Origin of the sequence: Bacillus sp. JJ1566 (assembly GCF_036962685.1) — a bacterium.
GTDB lineage: Bacteria > Bacillota > Bacilli > Bacillales > Bacillaceae_L > Ferdinandcohnia.
In genome coordinates this window covers 14,345-33,129 of sequence record NZ_JBALOP010000010.1, presented here as the reverse complement: position 1 = coordinate 33,129, position 18,785 = coordinate 14,345, and the positions used below count along the sequence as shown (strand labels likewise).

The 18,785-nt window shown below is 39.1% G+C and carries 18 protein-coding genes; 7 read left to right on the top strand and 11 right to left on the bottom strand.

Annotated features, from left to right (window positions below):
• Positions 1–201 precede the first annotated feature (201 nt).
• The 5 genes from V7112_RS05680 to V7112_RS05660 all read right to left on the bottom strand — a co-directional run bounded on the left by V7112_RS05680 (position 202) and on the right by V7112_RS05660 (position 4,964).
• Positions 202–1,209, bottom strand: a complete 1,008-nt coding sequence (locus V7112_RS05680; protein WP_335416587.1) for an NAD-dependent epimerase — start codon at positions 1,207–1,209, stop codon at positions 202–204.
• 6 nt (positions 1,210–1,215) lie between these two features.
• A complete protein-coding gene (locus V7112_RS05675) occupies positions 1,216–2,376 on the bottom strand; it encodes a hypothetical protein (RefSeq protein WP_335416585.1) in 1,161 nt (386 codons plus the stop codon).
• Positions 2,373–3,437, bottom strand: a complete 1,065-nt coding sequence (locus V7112_RS05670) for a glycosyltransferase (protein ID WP_335416583.1) — start codon at positions 3,435–3,437, stop codon at positions 2,373–2,375. Before V7112_RS05670 ends, V7112_RS05675 begins: the two co-directional genes overlap by 4 nt.
• 139 nt (positions 3,438–3,576) lie before the next feature.
• Positions 3,577–4,230 (bottom strand): hypothetical protein, encoded by a 654-nt coding sequence (locus V7112_RS05665; protein WP_335416581.1) that lies wholly within the window; start codon positions 4,228–4,230, stop codon positions 3,577–3,579.
• 338 nt (positions 4,231–4,568) lie between these two features.
• Positions 4,569–4,964, bottom strand: coding sequence for a cytosolic protein (locus V7112_RS05660; protein WP_335416579.1), 396 nt, complete (start codon positions 4,962–4,964; stop codon positions 4,569–4,571).
• A gap of 151 nt (positions 4,965–5,115) precedes the next feature.
• Here V7112_RS05660 and V7112_RS05655 point away from each other — a divergent pair, with 151 nt between their 5' ends.
• Positions 5,116–5,826, top strand: coding sequence for a YwmB family TATA-box binding protein (locus V7112_RS05655; protein WP_335416577.1), 711 nt, complete (start codon positions 5,116–5,118; stop codon positions 5,824–5,826).
• Positions 5,827–6,137: 311 nt separating this feature from the next.
• Positions 6,138–7,010 carry an EAL domain-containing protein gene (locus tag V7112_RS05650; RefSeq protein ID WP_335416575.1) on the top strand — a complete coding sequence of 291 codons (873 nt, stop codon included), beginning with the start codon at positions 6,138–6,140 and terminating at the stop codon, positions 7,008–7,010.
• A 17-nt stretch (positions 7,011–7,027) separates the two neighbouring features.
• Here the strand turns inward: V7112_RS05650 and V7112_RS05645 are convergent, their stop codons facing one another.
• Entirely contained in the window at positions 7,028–8,014 is a 987-nt protein-coding gene (locus V7112_RS05645) for a GGDEF domain-containing protein (RefSeq protein ID WP_335416574.1), read from the bottom strand.
• Positions 8,015–8,295: 281 nt separating this feature from the next.
• Between V7112_RS05645 and V7112_RS05640 the strand changes: the two genes are divergently transcribed.
• Positions 8,296–8,808, top strand: a complete 513-nt coding sequence (locus V7112_RS05640) for a YbaK/EbsC family protein (RefSeq protein ID WP_335416573.1) — start codon at positions 8,296–8,298, stop codon at positions 8,806–8,808.
• 59 nt (positions 8,809–8,867) lie between these two features.
• Here V7112_RS05640 and V7112_RS05635 read toward each other — a convergent pair whose 3' ends face one another.
• On the bottom strand, positions 8,868–9,656 hold the full coding sequence (locus tag V7112_RS05635; RefSeq protein ID WP_335416570.1) for an HAD family hydrolase: 789 nt from the start codon (positions 9,654–9,656) through the stop codon (positions 8,868–8,870).
• Between the two features lie 96 nt (positions 9,657–9,752).
• On the opposite strand from V7112_RS05635, the gene V7112_RS05630 reads away from it, so the two are divergent.
• Both V7112_RS05630 and V7112_RS05625 read left to right on the top strand, forming a co-directional pair.
• Positions 9,753–9,920, top strand: a complete 168-nt coding sequence (locus V7112_RS05630) for a hypothetical protein (RefSeq protein WP_335416569.1) — start codon at positions 9,753–9,755, stop codon at positions 9,918–9,920.
• Between the two features lie 12 nt (positions 9,921–9,932).
• Positions 9,933–11,459, top strand: a complete 1,527-nt coding sequence (locus V7112_RS05625; RefSeq protein WP_335416784.1) for a DUF2207 domain-containing protein — start codon at positions 9,933–9,935, stop codon at positions 11,457–11,459.
• A 326-nt stretch (positions 11,460–11,785) separates the two neighbouring features.
• Here the strand turns inward: V7112_RS05625 and V7112_RS05620 are convergent, their stop codons facing one another.
• Complete coding sequence (locus tag V7112_RS05620; RefSeq protein ID WP_335416567.1) at positions 11,786–13,168, bottom strand: Glu/Leu/Phe/Val family dehydrogenase; 1,383 nt, start codon at positions 13,166–13,168, stop codon at positions 11,786–11,788.
• A 197-nt stretch (positions 13,169–13,365) separates the two neighbouring features.
• On the opposite strand from V7112_RS05620, the gene V7112_RS05615 reads away from it, so the two are divergent.
• Complete coding sequence (locus V7112_RS05615; protein WP_335416565.1) at positions 13,366–14,295, top strand: ATP-grasp domain-containing protein; 930 nt, start codon at positions 13,366–13,368, stop codon at positions 14,293–14,295.
• Positions 14,296–14,373: 78 nt separating this feature from the next.
• On the opposite strand, the gene V7112_RS05610 is transcribed toward V7112_RS05615, so the two are convergent.
• The 3 genes from V7112_RS05610 to V7112_RS05600 form a co-directional block, all read right to left on the bottom strand.
• Positions 14,374–15,531, bottom strand: coding sequence for an MFS transporter (locus V7112_RS05610; protein WP_335416563.1), 1,158 nt, complete (start codon positions 15,529–15,531; stop codon positions 14,374–14,376).
• 131 nt (positions 15,532–15,662) lie between these two features.
• Positions 15,663–16,802, bottom strand: coding sequence for a coiled-coil domain-containing protein (locus V7112_RS05605; protein ID WP_335416561.1), 1,140 nt, complete (start codon positions 16,800–16,802; stop codon positions 15,663–15,665).
• A gap of 397 nt (positions 16,803–17,199) precedes the next feature.
• Positions 17,200–17,619 carry an acyl-CoA thioesterase gene (locus tag V7112_RS05600; protein ID WP_335416559.1) on the bottom strand — a complete coding sequence of 140 codons (420 nt, stop codon included), beginning with the start codon at positions 17,617–17,619 and terminating at the stop codon, positions 17,200–17,202.
• Between the two features lie 99 nt (positions 17,620–17,718).
• On the opposite strand from V7112_RS05600, the gene V7112_RS05595 reads away from it, so the two are divergent.
• A complete protein-coding gene (locus tag V7112_RS05595; protein ID WP_335416557.1) occupies positions 17,719–18,774 on the top strand; it encodes an AbrB family transcriptional regulator in 1,056 nt (351 codons plus the stop codon).
• The last annotated feature ends 11 nt before the right edge of the window (positions 18,775–18,785 follow it).

Genomic DNA, 18,785 nt, shown 5'->3' with positions numbered 1-18,785 from the left:
CGCCCGAGCAGAAAACCGCCGAAGTATGTACCGCAAGAGAGGTTTCGCGGTACAAGCTCAAGCGAAAAATTTGCAAGCATGTACTGCAAGAGGGGTTTTGCGGTACAAGCTCAAGCGAAAAATTTGCAAGCATGTCCCACAAGCGCGGCCTCATGAAAACACCCGCTTCCAAAAGGAGGCGGGCCGGAAATATAAAGAATACTACCACCGATAGTATTCTTTATACCACTTCACAAATTCTGTAAGTCCTTCTTCAATTGAAATCTTTGGATGAAATCCGATTGCTTCATGCAAATCGGTTATATCGGCATAGGTTTCTTTGACATCGCCAAGCTGCATTGGATACAACTGGATGTTGGCTTGTTTTCCAATTGCATTTTCTAAAGTCTTAATGAATTTGATTAAGCTTACGGGACTATTATTGCCGATGTTGTAGATTTTGTAAGGGGAATTACTCGAGCTTGGATCTGGGTCCAATGGATCCCAGCCAGAGTCAGTAGATGGTGGGTGATTGAGTAAGCCAATAATCCCTTCTACTATATCATCAATATACGTAAAGTCCCTTCGCATGTCACCGTTGTTAAAGACCTTGATGGGTCTTCCTTCTAAAATATCACGGGTAAACAAAAAATAGGCCATATCGGGGCGACCCCATGGTCCATACACAGTAAAAAAACGAAGTCCGGTAATGGGCATGTTAAAAAGGTGACTATACGCGTGGGCCATGAGTTCATTTGATTTTTTTGTTGCAGCATATAAGCTGACAGGATGATCGACAGAATCCTTCGTTGAAAACGGAATGCTCGCGTTTGCCCCGTATACTGAGCTTGAGGATGCAAACAGGAGATGATCAACAGGATGATGGCGGCAGGCCTCTAAAATATTGAGAAATCCAACTAGATTAGAATGGGCATATACTTGTGGATGCTTGAGACTGTAACGAACACCAGCCTGAGCGGCAAGGTTAACCACAATATTGATTTTCTCCATTTTAAACAGCTCTAGTACTTTCTCTGAATCTGCCAGATCCAGTTGATAGAATGTGAAATTATTATGCTGCTTTAGTCGAAGGAGGCGCTCTTTTTTTAAACGTACATCATAGTAGTTGTTGAGATTGTCGACACCGACGACATGATATCCCTTTTCCAGCAAACGTGTTGATAGGTGAAAGCCGATAAAGCCTGCAGCTCCAGTTACTAGAATGCTCATAGTTCCTTATCCTTCCTCGCTTTTAGGAATAGAGGTATTGGTCCATTCGTCATGGGTTTTTGGGTCAAGCCTTTTTACCTGCTCTAAAAACGCCTCAAAAAATCCTCTTTCACGCAGATTTTGAAATAATTCCAGTGGACGATTCTGGTCGCGTGTATATGAATACACATGGTCAACCATTTTAAAGCCATTCTTCGTGATAATAATATGGCGCAGTGGTGCATCGATTTGCTTAAAGCCGACTTTCTTCTGTTGTGTGAGGATATCTAGTAGGTTTCTCGTAACCTCTTCTGGAAGTTTGGACTGTTTTTTTAGATACGTATTTAGGTCTGGTCCAGATAGATATTCCATCACAACATAATTTTTCTTTGCTTCATGTACCTTTGGGATGAAGGACAAATGCTGGCAGGACAATAAAACATCTTGTTCTTGTTCAGCATGTATGCTTTTTCCATAAACCTTTACGCAGCGGTCTTCTGATAATCGGTAAACAGCACCCTGGTGTCCTTTTCCAATAAGCAGCTGTGATAAAGAGCTATCAACCTTAACGCTATTTCCACTTTCAGGTAGAACGAGCATTTTCTTAATGCTTATTTTTTTATAAAAATAACTGTCCCACTCTTCATAGGTGTCTGGTGCAAGCTTTTCCACCTGCATGAGAAAGGAATCCTTCAACAGGAGTAATTTTAAATCACGAATTAATTTAATCGGAACGGGATGAATTCGTTTGAATGCATTTACATGATCTACTACCTTCAATTCATTATTTACGATAAAAATATGGCGAAGTGGGGCGTCTAACATTGTAAATTTAGCCTTTTTAAAACTTTCCAGTAATTGTAAAAGTTTCTTAGTGATCTCTTCGGGCATATACATGCTTCCAAGGAGATACTCTTTTAAGCTAGGACCATTCAAGTATTCCATCACGATATAATTTTTACCAGTTTCATAAACCTTTGGCATGAAGGGATTTTTCTTAGCGGCTTGAAGAGCTTCCTGTTCCATTTTGGCTTGGAGAGGGTCCACATAAATTTTTACACATTTATCCTCGGAGAGTTTAAAAACAGCCCCTTGAGACCCCTTGCCAATTAGAGGATAAGAAGTAGGGTTCTTGATTTCTAGTAATTTTTCCAGCTTCGTTACAGTTATTGAAGTGAAATCTTTCATTTCGAACCTCCTAATAGTTCATCATAGAAGCGGGCTTGCTGCTTAAGCTGCGCGGATAACTCGAAATTTTGCTCTACTTTCTGACGTGCAGCAGTAGCAAATGGAAGCCATAAAGATTGATTGGTCAGCATGTGTTCAAGTGCAAGTGCAAGTTCAGCGATATCGTTTTCGGGTACTAAAAATCCATCCACGTTATGTGTCACAAGCTCTGGAATTCCTGCATGGGTTGTTGAAATAACGGGGATCCCTGTTGCCATAGCTTCTTTTACTGTATTTGGAATTCCTTCAACATCACCATTTGCGGCGGTTAGACTTGCCGCACAAAAGAGGTCCGCGTTTTTCATGTGCTTATGGACTTCTGCTTTTGGTAGATGCTGCAGCAAACGAAACGAATTACCGAGGTTTAATTGTCTCGCCAAGTTTTTGAGGTAATCCTCCATCGGCCCTCGACCAATAAGTGTCAACGTTGCATGAGGAAATTTTGCACGAATTTTTGAAAAAGCCTGGAGCAAAACATGGTGCCCCTTTTTTTCTACTAATCTTCCAATCGAAAGGATATTTTGTGTTCCAGTGAGTTCAGGTGACCGATAGTGAAATTGATCAAGATCCACACCACCGTAGAGCACTCTGATTTTTTCAGCGGGACAGCCCCATTCAATCATTCTCTCAGCTAAATAATTGCATACAGGGAATAACATTTCTGTTTGCTCAAAAAGCATTTTCATATGATCTAGATAGGTAAAATGCTGGTCCGCGAGGGTTCCATCTCGTCCACGAATACTTGTAACCATGGGTAAGCCAGTTTGTTCCTTAAAGGGAAGTAAAAGGATTCCCAGCTGTCCATGATGAGCATGAATAAGCTTTATTTTTTGTTTTTTAACAAATTTCGTAGGTGACATAATTTCATTTAAATAGTGAACCTTATCATTTAAGAGGGACATATCTACCATATACTTTGGCTGTCTAACTAAATGAATATAATCATAGCCAGGGACATTTCGGATTTGTGGAATGTATTGAGTAGGGTCTACACGTAGGTTTATGTGCATAGCAGTAGGCAAATCTATCGACTCCTTCCGTTTTGTAGTAGTCTTTTCAATTACTCTATGCACAAATGTACTTAGTAGTTTGGACAAAATCCCTATTTAGAGAAGGTACAAATGTGGAAATAAAAAATCACCAGGCTGATGGCCTAGTGATTTACGATTTTGTTGTCATGTTTGGGCTAGATTGTTGAAAGGGGTCCGCCATTCTTTTACCTTGGACACCGTTCGTTTCCAGTAATTGAATAATTTTTTCAAGATGTGCATCTTTTTCAATAACTACAAAATTAACTAATGGAAAAAAACCTTTTACCTTAATCGTTAGCTTATAGCTAAAATTCATGCGGTCATTAATGCCGTACAAATCATGCCAACGCACAATTCGTTCGACCTTATATTCCTTAACTCGGCTATACGAAAAATATCTCCCTTGCAGGATAATCCCTTTTGGCAAAATAAATAAATTTCCGCGGTGGCGAACAGCGCTTATGATGGCGAAAAAGAAATACGCCATTGAGAAGAAGGAAGACCCTAAGTAGTCTGTTGTAAGGATAACCAACAGCAATCCCAAAAGGAGTGCAATTGCAACAACAGTTCCCCATTTGACAATTTTATAGGACCTTGTTGATTTAGAGAGTGGTTCCATTTCATTATATTCAGTAGGTATAAGGATCCCACGGAACTCATCCGCCGTTTGCGGGAAAAGAGCCACTTTAGAAAGGTCAACAGCCTTTTTTATGCTGATTCTGTATTGAATTAAATAATACACACCAAGTATGAAAATAATTGTGAAAAGGATATTAAGAAACAAGTCATCACCCACCTAGGCTTTTCTCTCTCTATTTTTTCATAATTTTTTCCTTTTGAAAAGGAAAAAAGACCACAATGAAGTGGTCTATCCAAGTCCAGCTCTAGCGCCTAGCCCCTCGAGGTCACAAGCCAATCGCTTCTGAAGGCAAAAAGCGCCTTCTGTCAGCGCTTGTCTAGTGCTTGTCGGGCTTGCACAGGACCAAGGAAGGCTTCGACAGCATAAACATCGCCGAAGAAAATGCACCGCATTTTCGAGGAAGTGCTGACATCGACGTTTGCCACAGGACGTGGCAGTAGTTAGTCGATGTTCCTCTTCCAATTCGCTTGCGCTTTTTGTTGTTATTCTGCTTGTTTCGCGTCTTCGACAATATGGAATAGCAGGTGGGCAAGATGATGAATTGCGCCATATTCTTGTTCTTCGTCCTCAGATTCCTCATCTGAGAATTGAAGGTCATTAAGGTACAATGCCATGAATTCATAAAAATCCTTAAGCTCAAATGAGAAACAGTATGTAGGATCTTCACTTTCTTCATCATATTGCAGGGCAAGATAATGTAAATTCCCCTCGGCATCTGCACCATCGAAAAAGACAAAGAAACCTATATTTGTATCAAGCTCAAATAGGTGTCGCGTGCCACCTTCTGTTACTCGATTAAAATCCTCTTCTTCCAAAATGTCGACTTTCATTGCATCGACCGCATCTTCTTTATGAAACGAAACAGTAATTGATTTCATTATTACACCTCCTTGGTATCTTCTTTATATTGTACTAAAAAAATGAAAAGTAAAACAAAACTAGAGAAATTAATCTATTTTTTAGATTACTAGATTTTCAGGTATAGATACGAAAAACCTTGGCTATCCTTGTTAAAGAGGTGAGAGACGGATGAAATTGACAATTACACTAATTCTATCGGTTGGAATTTTAGCGGGGTTTTTTACAAATAATGAAGCCACTAGAGGAAATGACCTTGAAGAAATAAAAATGCTTGCGGAGAAAAACAATGTTGAAATTTCATCATGGATGGCTTTATCACGAGGTAAGCTCGGACAAGCAAATGATGTAAATGATATGAAAAATCAAATAGAAGTTTTCATGAGCAATCATGATTCATATAGCTGGAAAAAAATTCTTGAAGAAGAAAATAGCCATTATGTATGGCAAGGACAAAAAGTGAACGAACACGGAATAACAGAGTCGATTAAGTTAAAAGCATATAAATCAGGTGAAAAGTACGAAATCGCAATTACCAATGAAGCGAAAGGTACAAAGCTAACCGCTGAGCAGATTAAATGGACTGGTGAATCTTTTGAGGATAGTAAAACCTTTTATTCAATATCCGGTGTATTGGCATCTAAGGAAAGGGAACTGGTTGAAGTAGTAGCAAAGATGGTGAAAGATGCACAAGCGAAAAACGTGGAACAGCTGCAGGAAGAAAAGTTTGTTTCTGTTTCAGCTTACTCTAAGGCTTTTGAATCGGAGTTAATGACGGCCGAACGGGAAAAAATTAACCTGCAGATCGGACTTAGGGCAAACGTAGAGAAGAATGAAATTGATGTGACGATTGGAACACCGATTATTACAACGGAATACTAATTTTATTGGGCAGAAGTCTTTTACTCATGCCCAATAAAGTTAAAGCCTTCAGCGGATGCCACAGATTTTCAAAGGAAACTTTTCGAAGGATCAAAGACTAAGAACGCCACATCCTGTGGCAACGTCTTTGTGACTCACCTCGTGTGGGCCTAAAAAATCTTGGCGTATTTGATTATATTGAGGCTTGGGGAAATCTCCAAGCCTTTTTTCCTTTACAAAAACTTTACATAATCTTATCGTTCCAAAGAAAGCTCACACTTTATAATAAAGGTAGACACATCATGTTAATTTTGTACAAAAGGTAGGAGCCCATGAAGACAAATCATTTACGTAATATCATACAATTTATTGCTTTTTTAAAAAAGAAAAGGGCCATATTATACCAAGAATACAAACGGGACGAAGAACTTAAGGTTCTCATGCATAAATCAAAAGTAAAAACGATGTTTCAACCAATACTCTCACTTGAGGAAGGCTCAACTGAAGGCTTTGAAATATTGAATAGACCTGAAAGTACAGTGCACTTTCCAACAACTGAAACCTTTTATGACTATGTTGGGGAAAGCTCTTACGTAGTTATGGTAGAACAGTTTTTACGAAATCTTTCGATTGAACGATTTGCAGAGCAGGTGAAAAAACAAAGTGAGTGTAAGAATCCGCTTGTGTTTCTTAACATTCAAACACAGGTGTTGGCAGATCCATGTTGGCGGAGCGGAATCACGATGGAATTGCTTGAAAAACATCATCTATCCCCAAACCAAATCGTATTAGAGTTAACAGAAAAGCAGTCTGTTATCAATTATAATCAATTTAAAGAATTAATTGAGCATTATCGACAGCAAGGCTTTCGAATCGCAGTTGATGATGCGGGGACTGGATATAATAGTCTACAGACACTTGTATACCTTAAGCCTGAATTTATTAAGCTTGATAAGTCACTTATACGGAATATTCACTGTCATCTAGAAAACCAGCATCTTGTTAAGCTTTTGGTAAAATATGCGATGCAGGTAGGGACAAAAATTATCGCTGAAGGCATTGAAACAGATGATGAGCTTGAGTTTTTGAGAAGTATAGGTGTGCATATGGGGCAGGGTTTTGCACTTGGCAGACCCATGCCTGAGCTGCACCAAGGAAGTATGCCTAAAGTAAATATGCATCATCAATTAGCGTTAACTTTATAAAAGAGAAGGCCCTTGTTTTAAACAAGAGTCTTCTTTTTTGATTCCTCTTCAAAATCGTCTAATGTAAGATAGATGCTATGTTTTATTGTTTTGCAGTAGCTTTTTACCTTTGCTGATTCGAAGCTTAATTGTTCAAGTGTTGTAAAAGGTCTTTTGCTATTTTGAATGACTGCAATTGAGATACTTGCCAAAGGTAATTTATCGAAGACACCTTGCCTGCTTACCCCAGATATATACCCTTTTAAAAGATCGTCCTGTGAATAGAAAATCTTTAGTGATTTAGTAAAGCCTGCAATAATGCTTTCGCATATGGGTTGATAGTCATGATGTGGAATCGTTGCAATAAAATCGTCCCCGCCAATATGTCCAATAAAGGAGGGTTCATTTTCGGTAGTCATGATGGCTTCAGTAAGGATCATCGCTGTTTCTTTAATTAATTCGTCTCCCTTGGAAAATCCGTATGTATCGTTAAAGGCTTTAAAGGAATCAATATCGATATATAACACACTAAACCTTTTATATGTTAGGACATCTTGCAATGTTTCTTTAATTACATTGTTACCAGGCAATCCGGTTAATGGGTTAGAGTAGCGTGCATTTCTTATCTGAATTTCCGCAAGCTTCATAATGAGTTCACGAATACTAACGGTTCCAAATAAGGTATTTTCCTTTGTTACAATTACGACATCATATAAATGCTCTAATGTCCGATTCATTGCAAGAGAACTTACTTCCGTTAAAGATAAACTATAATCCACAATTAAAATTTCCTGATCCATGACTAGATCAATCGTTCGTTTCATAAAAAGGTCAAATCCATATTTGATGGAGAGTCTTTGAAAGAAATGTGTTTTCATGACGAGCCCTACTGGTTGTCGGTCCGAGCAAACAACGATTCCCTCAATGGCAGTCTCTTTTTCAAATATCGTATATACTTCCTCACATTTTGTTGAAGGAGACACTATGAAACTCTCTTTTGCTATTTCTCCTATCACAATGTCCATAGACAGTCATCTCCTATACGATTATTTTTTCAAGGTGTAAACCCAAATAGGAATAGAGAAATAATACCAATTACCTATAAATAGATTATCAGTCTCCTATTAATAATTTAATGTAACAACGTTAATGTTTTGTAAATAAAGTATTAACTTTCAAATTTTTGTCAATAAGTATAAGGTTTGTACCGGTTTATCATCAATAGGATGTACAAGTCTATTTTTTATGACTTTTTCAAATTTTGTGCTAAATTAAGAGAATAAACTTCGAAGAAAGGATGAGCAATATGTCACTTGAGAGTGTAAAAGAGCATTTTAAAAAATGGAATCGAGAAAAGGATGTAATGGAGTTTGATACAGTGAGTGCAACGGTTGATCAAGCTGCTGAAACAATCGGTGTCGCTCCCGAACGGATTGCGAAGACACTATCCTTCCGCGGAGAAGGAGATACAGCGATTTTAGTGGTGGCAGCGGGAGATGCGAAGATTGATAATAAAAAATTCCGTCATACCTTTGGGTTTAAGGCAAGGATGCTGTCTGCAGAAGAAGTAGTCGAGCAAACTGGACATGTGATAGGCGGAGTGTGTCCGTTTGGACTTGCCAACAATCTTGACATTTATTTAGATGAATCTATGAAACGTTTTACAACCGTCTTTCCTGCGTGTGGCAGTATCAACTCTGCGATCGAATTAACCTGTGATGAGCTATTCCAGTATTCTGAAGCAAAGAGCTGGGTCGATGTATGCAAAGGCTGGGAAACTGAAGAGGCAGCCGAAATGATTGCGGTACATAACGAATAAGTGGGCCATTCCTGCAAACCGTATTTTTAAAGGGACAGAACCTGTCCCTTTGTGCCATATTATTCAATTAGTCCAATTGTTTTTAATCCGTTGAACACTCCGGAATTCTCGACATCCGTGGTTTTGTATTTTGCATAGGAATATAAATCAGGATTGGCGTTCCCCATTGCAAAACCCGAACCAACTGCCGAAAGCATTTCTTTATCATTCATGCCATCCCCAAAGGCAGCTGCCTGTTCAGGCGAAAGTTGGAGTTCAGCTAACACAGCTTTTACAGCAACCCCCTTGTTGACCTTGTCACGAATGACATCGCGACAGTTTTTCATGCCTTCCACATTTACAGACGAGAGATGAATATCATTAATATGTTCAAATTTTTTCTCGGCATGCTCCTGGTTTGTAATGATTGTTGAACCCAAAATTTCTACTTTGTTCTGGTCGTCATACAGCTCATTCTTTTTTAGATGGAAAGTCTTTATGAAGTCTTTTACAATCTCTGATTCCATGCTAGTGAATATATTTTTATTTTTAGTGTACAGGACAATATCATAATTATTTTCCTTTGCCGTTTTTAATAGGCTATCGACTAAGCTCGGGGGAAGTGGTTCATTAAAGAGAGTTTCACCGCGATGAATGGCAAAAGCCCCGTTATAAGCGATGTAGGATGTAATCGAAAGTTCATCACCAATATCCGTAATTTCGTGAAGCGGTCTACCGGTTGCTAGAAACACCTCAATCCCTTTTTCCTTAAGCTGGGCAACTGCGTTTGTTGTTGTTTCTTCAATGGTATCATCTGGTCGTAAAATCGTTCCATCTATATCAAGAAAGACAATTTTTATATCTGGCATTGATATTCTCCTTTTTTAAAATAGTATATCATTGTTTTAGTTTGAAACCTGTTGGCGTGTTTATTCGTATTAGTTAGTGCGAAGGAGGGAACGGTTATGCGTGCGAAATTTGGAGGCTTCATTTTTTTACTTGTATTTTTAGTTATCTTTCCAATTCAAGGATTTGCGGTAGACTACTGGATTAATGATGTGAAGATAGACGCTCATTTGCAAAATGACGGTACTGTTAACATAACTGAAACCCATACATATGAATTCGACTGAGAGTTTAACGGAATAACAAGAACCATCATCCCAAAGAAGGGAAGTTCGATTAAGGATTTTTCCGCTAATGAAAATGGTGAAAAGCTACGTGTCGAAAAGGAAGATGAGCTCTATAAAATCCATCGTAAGGGGAGTGACGAGACAATTACAGTCACACTTACTTACACCATTGAAAGTGGAATAGAAATCTATCAGGATGTAGCACAATTTTATTGGCCATTTTTTGATAACAGGAATGAATCAACTTATGAAAATCTAGTCATCACGGTTTACCCACCTCAACCAACAAGTAGTGATGTGATGGCGTTTGGGTATGATCAGGCATTTCAAACGGAGGCTGTGCAATCGGACGGATCGGTTGTGTATCGTTTCGGTGAAGTCCTAAGTGAGACAAACGGAGATATTCGCGTTGCATATGACGTTTCATTATTTTCAGGAGCCAACTATGTAACGGCTGATAAGCCAATGAAAGAGGATATTTTAAATGATAAAAATGAGCTGCTCGTAAAAGCCCAGGAAAGAGCGGAGACGAAAGAAGTGCTTTCGAAAGTAGCGATATTCCTAGTTCCGATTTTTACGTTGGTCTTTTTGATGTTGATGATTCGAAATCGAATGGAGGGCAGGGCAAAGCTTGCAGCGGTAAAACGGGAAATGGCAAACCCTGGTGCACTTCCAAAGCAGGAGTTGAGCTTGCCGGCAACCATATCCTATACGAACCGTAACTTGATTCAGCAAGGACCATGGATGGCTGCCGCGTTATTGGATTTAGTGAGGAAGAAGATGGTGAAGCATGTTTCAGAGGAGAGATTTCAGCTCGAAAATCAGAACATGGCGTTGCCACATGAGAAAATTTTAATTGAGTGGTTATTTAATAAAATCGGTCAAGATGGCGAATTTAGCTTTTCAGATTTAGAAATCTATTCAATAAAAAAGAAGAACTCCGAAAAATACTCAGGCTTCCAAATGAGATGGGGAGAGGCTGTCCGGAATGAGGTGAAGGGGCACCAATTCTATGATGATAAGTCAAAGTTCAAATTATTTCTGGGATTATTAAGCATCGTGCTAGTTCCATTTTTATTCTTGTTCCCGATGTATGATTTATTTGTATGGTTTGTATTAACGTTGATTTTGTTTGGCGGAATCATTGTTTACTTAATCACCTACCGCCCGAAAAATAAGAAGGGATTAAGGGTTTTCCATGAGTGGTTGATGTTTAAAGAGAGTTACAAGGCTTTGTCACCGGATGAGTGGAAAAATTGGTCTGAGGATGACCAGATGCGTGCCTATATTTACGGGCTTGGCGTGGGAGACAAAGGGATGATGAAGCAGAATGAGGATCTGATATACGCACTTAACAAACCTTATTACTACGAGAGTTCAGGCTTTTATCCATATTCTATATATTCATTTGGGCATGTCGGACCTGACGCCTCTGCACATTTTGAATTCGCAAATGAATCCATTGGAACCGGCAGCAGTACGAGCAGCAGTGGTGGTGGTGGAACCGGTGGCGGCGGAGGCGGATCTGGAGCTTTTTAGTTGGCGCTAGTAGGGTTCCTTGGGCTTGAGCTCGGAAATGTGACCATTTAGCAAGAATAATAGGTTAGAAAGGTTCTTCATAAGGCGGATGAAGACCATTTAGCAAGAATGATAGTTGGAAAAGTTCTTCATAAGGTGAATGAAGACCATTTAGCAAGAATAATAGGTTGGAAAAGTTCTTCATAAGGCGAATGAAGACCAAATAGCAAGAATAATAGGTTGGAAAAGTTCTTCATAGGTCCGATGAGGGACGTTCAGCAAGATTAACAACCACGAAAAGTCTTTCATAAAAAAAGCGGCAGCTCAGGCTGCCGCTTTAACTATACTTAATACAATTTTCCCTGGCGATGTAAGACAGTCGAAAGTCTCATCACGGAATGAATATAGCAATTTTGTCTTAATGTGAAGGAATCACCAAATAATGCAGGTAAAATCGCGTCTAGTGTCCCTTGCATTTTCTTAAACAACTGACTAAATACTTCTTCCTCAGTGTAAAACTGTGTTTCACGTCCCTGTAGCCACTCCAAGTAGGATACGATAACCCCACCAGCATTTGCAAGAATGTCTGGAATAATGAGGACACCTTTTTTACTCAAGAAGTCGTCGGCATCCTTAGTAATCGGGGCGTTCGCACCCTCGACAATAATCGGGGCTTTAATTTTCTCCATATTATCTGTCCGAATTTGATCCTCTAAAGCAGCCAGGATAAGACCATCCACATCAAGGTATAGAATTGCTTCTCTATCCAGAATTTCTGCCTTTACTCCTGCGACAGCCAACTCCTCATCTGATACAGGAAGATCTCCCATGTTTCCTTTTGTAAATTTTACGAGGGATGGAATATTTAAACCGTCCTCGTTAAATAAAGTGACATTCCTGTCGCTAACCGCCACAACTTTATTTTGCAGATAAGAACACTGATGTGCTTCCAAAGCTGCCACCGAACCCACATTTCCAAAGCCCTGGACAGCAAGCTTCATTGGTTTATTTTCAAATTCTGTAATTGCCTTTGCGAAGGTATTATCGGAATTAGTGAGAAAGCTTTTTTGGTTTTGAAAAAAATCGTGAAACAAATAACGGAATGTAAAATAGACACCTTTTCCAGTTGCTTCACGTCTTCCTAAAGAACCACCGTTGACCACGCTCTTTCCGGTAAAACTACCTCGATAAGGTGTACCAGGACGAATACTTTTATATTCAGCCATCATCCAGTCCATCTCACGTTCACCTGAACCCACATCAGGTGCTGGAATATCTTTATCTGGGCCAAGACTGTCGGCAAAATAACGAACGTATTTTTGACAAATCAGATGAAGTTCTTTTTCAGAAAGTGTTCTAGGATTGACAACGAGACCGCCTTTTCCACCCCCAAAAGGAACATCATGGAGCGCATTTTTTAAAGTCATCAAGGATGCGAGATTAATGACTTCATCCTCATTAACGGTTTCGTGGAATCGGATCCCCCCCTTATAAGGACCTAATGCATTATTATGCTGTACGCGGTAGGCTGGAATTCGAACCACCTGACCATTTTCTAATGGGATTCTTAAAAAAGACTTATGTACATGATTCGGAGTCGAAAGTATTGAGGCTAATGAGGTAAAAGCTTGCTCCCGGGTTTCCCCTGTTAATTCAGGAATAAATGTGTCATCCTCCATTAAAGCGTCTAATGATTTTTGGACAATTTGCTTTGTTTTATTCAATTTCATTCCTCCTTATGTTTGAAAGCGCTTCTATTAAAATTGTAACATGTGGACAAGTCTTATGTCCTATCATATGTTTACGTGGGTAGATTTGGGGGTGGGACGAGGGACATGTCCCCCTGTCCCGTGTTTTTTGTTTGCACTTCTTTACGGATTCAAATAAGATAATACATATAAGATTAATGGGGATTAGGAGGCGTATTATGTCTAAAAAAATATATATCATCCATGAAAATGAAGAGTGGACTGTTCATTTAACTAAACGATTAGATGAGTTGCAGCTTCCATATGAGGCCTGGCATCTTGATAAGGGCATTATTGATTTAACGTCTGAGCCACCAGAGGGAGTGTTTTACAATCGAATGAGTGCCTCCTCTCACACAAGGGACCACCGATTTGCTCCCGAGTTAACCGGTGGGATTTTAGATTGGCTCGAATTCCATAATCGTACTGTTTTTAATGGGAGCAATGCTTTACGTTTAGAGCTTAGTAAAATAAAACAATACACTGCACTAGAGGCAAATGGAATTCGCACTCCAAAAACGATTGGGGCAGTCGGGCGCGAGCAAATCATTGAAGCTGCCGAAAAACTAGGGACCACTCCTTTTATCACAAAGCATAATCGGGCAGGTAAGGGCCTCGGTGTTCAATTATTTCAAACTGTGGAATCGTTGAAAGCATATGTGAATAGCTCTTTATTCGAAGAGCCTGTTGATGGAATTACGCTGATTCAGGAATATATTCAATCACCAGAATCCTATATTACAAGAGCTGAATTTGTTGGCGGTAAATATGTGTATTCTGTGAGGGTTGATACGTCAGAAGGGTTTGAGCTATGCCCTGCGGATGCTTGTCAGATTGGCGATCTGTTTTGCCCTGTGGGGGAAGAGGTAGAGGTGCGTCCTAAATTTGAAATAACAGAAGATGTTGACGCAGAGTTGATAGCACGTTATGAATCGTTTCTTAAGGCAGTAAAAATCGATGTGGCTGGCATAGAATTTGTGAAGAATGCTGCTGGTGAAATTTTCACTTATGATGTTAACACAAACACAAACTACAATTCCGATGCCGAAGCAAAAGCAGGCAAATACGGAATGCTCGAGCTTGCAAAATTTCTTGGCAATGCTCTGTAGGAACCAAGGGGACGGTTCCTGCGGTCCCTTTTGTCTCGAAAATGATGAGAAATACAAGAATAAAGGGTAGCATAATTGCTACCCTTTATTTGTTTTCACCGTATAGAATTTAAAAAGAATATACGCGACAGCCGAAAGGAATATACCTGAAATATAAGGTAATCCGACTGAGACTGTGTAGAGCAAGCCACCTAAAATAGGTCCAAGGATTCTTCCAAGTGAATCAAAGGAAGACAATAATCCCGTAACACTTCCATGTCCAGTCTTGGAACGCTTTGTTAATAAGGCTGAAACCGCGGGGCGAATAACGCCATTACCAACTCCAAAAATGGTTAAGAAAATCGCAGCTGTAAGGAAATTCTTCGTAAATAAAATAAGGAAAAATCCTAAGGCTGATACGAAAATTCCAATTTGAATCACAAAGCCTTCACCAAATCGTTTTGTCAATCTTCCAACTAGCCCACCTTGGACTATCGCTCCGGCGAGCCCCATGATCATAAAAATGTAACCAAGATCAGTTGTCCCTAATCCAGCTTTCTCTGCGGCAAAGTAGGCAAAGGTAGCCTCAAGACCAGAAAGGGATAATGTGATGAATAAAGAAAGGAAAAACAAAACAGATTCCGGACCGTTAACTGCTTTTAAGAGGCCTGTTCTTTTTCTATCTGATTGGTGTCGTTCCTCTTTTGGCAATGATTCCTTAAGAACCATCATCACAAGGAAAAATGTCAGTAAGGATAAGGTTCCTGCAATGTAAAAAGGCATCTGTAAGTCTGTTTTTGAAAAAATACCACCAATCGCAGGTCCAAAAATAAATCCTAGACCAATCGAAGCACCAATGATTCCCATTCCTTTGCCACGGTCTTCCTCAGACGTAATATCAGCTGCATACGCCATAACGGTTGGCATATTTGCGGCTGAAAGGAAGCCTCCAACGATTCTTGCTGCAAAAAGCATCCATAAGTCTGTAGATAAGGCCATTAAAAAGAATGAAACGGCAAGGCCAAAAATACCAATCATTATAACAGGCTTACGTCCAATTCGGTCGGAAATCCTTCCCCACATCGGTGCAAATAAAAATTGCATTAAGGAATAGACAGCCATGAGTAATCCTAATTCAGTTGGTGAAGCACCTAAGTCTTCTGCATAAAAGGGGATAACAGGAATAATGATTCCAAACCCGACATAAACCAAAAACATAACAGCAAAAAGAATCGGTAACGCTTTTCTTGTCTCCAAAATGTGTCACTCCAGTATGATAGCTTACCTTCCTATAATAAATTAAATGAAAACAATTTGCGAGTCATCTTGTAAAACCAACAATAATTTTCCATAAAAAAAAGCATCTTCGAAACGAAGATGCTTGTCCATTACATAATACGTTTTACACGTCCGTTAAATGTATTCTTCCAATATCCAGAAGTCATATCCGCAATGGCAACACCTGTAGAGGATTGGGAACCGATAAATTTACCCCCACCGATGTAAATACCAACGTGGCCATCTGTTTTATACGTATTAAAGAATACTAGGTCACCAGGTTTCATATCACTGACTGAAACAGCTGTACCTTGGTTTTTTAACGAATCAGTGCTAGCTCCAACACTCACGCCAGCTTGAGCAAATGCCCAATGTACAAAACCAGAGCAATCAAATCGACCATTTGCAATGTCATAAGAGCTTCTACCGCCACCAAATACATATACGGAGTTTCCTATGTATTTATATCCCGCATTAATAACTGTGCTGATTGAACCTGACACTTTTGGTGTTGCGGTTGGGACTGCAGCAACAGAAGCAGTTGATGTTGTTGTTGAAGTAGCGGTAGCTGATGTATTGCTAACAGCAGGTGTAGCCGCAAGCATACTAGCACGAAGGTCTTCGATATCTGCTAATGTTTTTTGTTCTTTTGATTGTAAGGCAGCCTTTAAGGCATCGTTTTGAGCTTTTTGGTCTTCAATTTGACCCTGCATGGCTACCAATTCTTCTTTTTTGCTTTGTAAAGCAGTTAATGTTTCCTGAATCGTGTCTTGTTTTTCTTTAACTAGATCGATAGCTTTCGCTTGATCGTCAATTATTTTTTGATCGGCTTGCATAATTGTAGAAACTGCACTCACTCGGTTGATAAAATCAGCGAAGCTTTGTGCACCAAAAATAACGTCTAGATAGCTAATTGTTCCACCAGATTCCTGCATCATACGAGCACGCTCTTTAAGAATCTCATTACGAGCTTCAATTTCTTCTTCAAGTTGGTCTATTTCAGCTTGAAGAGTATGTACTTGCTCCTCAGACTTTTTGATTTCGTCTTCTGTTTGAGCGATCATTTTACGGTTTTCTTCAATCGCTTGGTCTACCTTCGCAATTTGAGCATTTAATTCTTTCAAAGCAGTTTGTGTTTCAGAAAGATTGCTTTGAAGGGAGCTCAATGTATCTGCACTAGTTTGTATTACATATGGAGAAAAGGCACTTATCATTAAAGTGGCACTTAAAGTTACGAGTGTCTTTTTCAAGATATTTCCTACTTTCTTACTAATCTATTTAGTCTATACCGTGATATTATACTTACCCATATTATCATATATTTCTATTAAATTCTCCATTTGTCGCGAAATTGTTACATTTTGTTAAAATTGTAATGTTTCAAACTCTAATAGAATCAAGGATTGAAATAAAGGAACCCTCCATTGAATGTCGAAATATATTTGTAATAAACGTAATTTTATTTGATTGATCACTGTGGAATTTTCCTACTATAGTAGGGTTAGAGGGACATCAGACCTATTAGGAGGTTAGGGTTAAGGGGGCAAATAGCTAAACAAACGTTTGATTGATTCTGAAACCTCTTGGTGGAGTAAGGAAAAGTCGCTAATCAAACGTTTGATTGAAAATATTATGTTGGCGCCTTAATTATAAACCTTCAAACTCTTTGATTCTATTTTTAATGTCATAAGGTAAATGTGCCGACGTTTTTGTAATATTATTGTAATTTACTTGAATGGTTTCAGCTTCAACTAAAATTTCATTGTCCCGTGTTATGATGCTTTCAACGGTAATGCTTGAATTCCCCAATTTATTAACCCGTACATATACTTTGATTAGGTCATCCAGCAATGCCGGTTTTTTGTATTCGACCGTGCTTTTAACAAGGACCGGTTCGAATTGGGAAGAGTGTTGATCAGAAAGCCAATTAGGTCCTAGAATTTCACGCATGTACTCAGTAAAGCCGATATCGATATATGTAAGGTAATGCGCATTAAAGACAATTTTTTGTCCATCGATTTCAGAATACCTGACACGGATGGTATGTGAGAATTTAAAATTTTCCATATGAGATACCTCCTTTTAAAAGATTATATTCTGTAAAGGTGGTTCTTTTCCTGCATATTAATAGTAGAAGATTAGTTGCATAGAAAGGTCGTACATAAAATGAATTTATCACAAATAAAGGGGTTAGCAGTGTCCTATATAGTTGCGGGTTTTGGGGGTGTGATGTTCTATTTCTTACATTTTCCGATTCCTTGGGTACTCGGGCCCATGACGTTCATGATTGTTTACAAAGCCGTTACTCATCGAAATATGGTTGTGTCAGCACGATTATATAACATTGGACTTGCAACATTAGGTATTTACTTTGGATTATCCTTTACAAAGGAAACCTTTTTAACGGTATATCCTTATATTATTCCATTTTTAATCACGACCATTTTGCTACTTACAGCCAGTGTAGTTAATAGTATTTTTGTTACCCGGTTTATAAAAATTGATCCGATGACAAGTGTTTTTGGTTCGATTCCAGGGGGACTTTCTGAAATGGTAGCGGCAAGCCATTCGTTAAAGGCAAATTCCGCAATGGTAACAATTTTTCAAACGGTTCGTTTGTTAACGGTCGTATTCATGGTTCCGTTTATTGTGAGCCATTGGTTCCTTTCTAGTGCAGGAAATGCATATGAAGCAACAAGAAATAGTGGTAGTGTTCCGGTATACGTATATTTATGGTTTGGATTAGCACTTTTGGTGGGATGGCTCCTTCGAAATAAGCTACCAGCAGCATATGTCATTGGGCCACTTGCAGTAACAGCTATTCTTGGCATCGTCGGAGTGGGACTACCAAGTATTCCACAATGGTTTCTAATTCTAGCTCAAATCACGGTTGGAATGAAGATGGGGAATAATATCAATTTGAGAGATTTAAAGATTGGTGGAAAATATTGTGGTGTTTATTTTGTCCTCACTTTGGTTTTAATAGCAATCTCATTTGGGTTTGGCTATATTTTTGCTATTTTCTCAGATTTGAATTTACCAACAGCTATCCTTAGTTTGGCACCAGGCGGGATAGTTGAGATGGTTCTTACAGCGACAGCCATCGGAGCAGATCCAGCCATCGTAAGTTCGCTCCAACTTATACGTCTTTTATTCATCATTTTAATTGTACCTAGCTTTTTAAAATGGTTGTTCAGAAGGAAGGAAAAAGCAGCTGCATGATAAATAGGTGA

Coding starts and splice junctions, on each gene's coding strand:
- V7112_RS05680 (WP_335416587.1), bottom strand. CDS start 1,209: ATGAGCATTCTAGTAACTGGAGCTGCAGGCTTTATCGGCTTTCACCTA.
- V7112_RS05675 (WP_335416585.1), bottom strand. CDS start 2,376: ATGAAAGATTTCACTTCAATAACTGTAACGAAGCTGGAAAAATTACTA.
- V7112_RS05660 (WP_335416579.1), bottom strand. CDS start 4,964: ATGAAATCAATTACTGTTTCGTTTCATAAAGAAGATGCGGTCGATGCA.
- V7112_RS05655 (WP_335416577.1), top strand. CDS start 5,116: ATGAAATTGACAATTACACTAATTCTATCGGTTGGAATTTTAGCGGGG.
- V7112_RS05650 (WP_335416575.1), top strand. CDS start 6,138: ATGAAGACAAATCATTTACGTAATATCATACAATTTATTGCTTTTTTA.
- V7112_RS05645 (WP_335416574.1), bottom strand. CDS start 8,014: ATGGACATTGTGATAGGAGAAATAGCAAAAGAGAGTTTCATAGTGTCT.
- V7112_RS05640 (WP_335416573.1), top strand. CDS start 8,296: ATGTCACTTGAGAGTGTAAAAGAGCATTTTAAAAAATGGAATCGAGAA.
- V7112_RS05635 (WP_335416570.1), bottom strand. CDS start 9,656: ATGCCAGATATAAAAATTGTCTTTCTTGATATAGATGGAACGATTTTA.
- V7112_RS05630 (WP_335416569.1), top strand. CDS start 9,753: ATGCGTGCGAAATTTGGAGGCTTCATTTTTTTACTTGTATTTTTAGTT.
- V7112_RS05620 (WP_335416567.1), bottom strand. CDS start 13,168: ATGAAATTGAATAAAACAAAGCAAATTGTCCAAAAATCATTAGACGCT.
- V7112_RS05615 (WP_335416565.1), top strand. CDS start 13,366: ATGTCTAAAAAAATATATATCATCCATGAAAATGAAGAGTGGACTGTT.
- V7112_RS05600 (WP_335416559.1), bottom strand. CDS start 17,619: ATGGAAAATTTTAAATTCTCACATACCATCCGTGTCAGGTATTCTGAA.
- V7112_RS05595 (WP_335416557.1), top strand. CDS start 17,719: ATGAATTTATCACAAATAAAGGGGTTAGCAGTGTCCTATATAGTTGCG.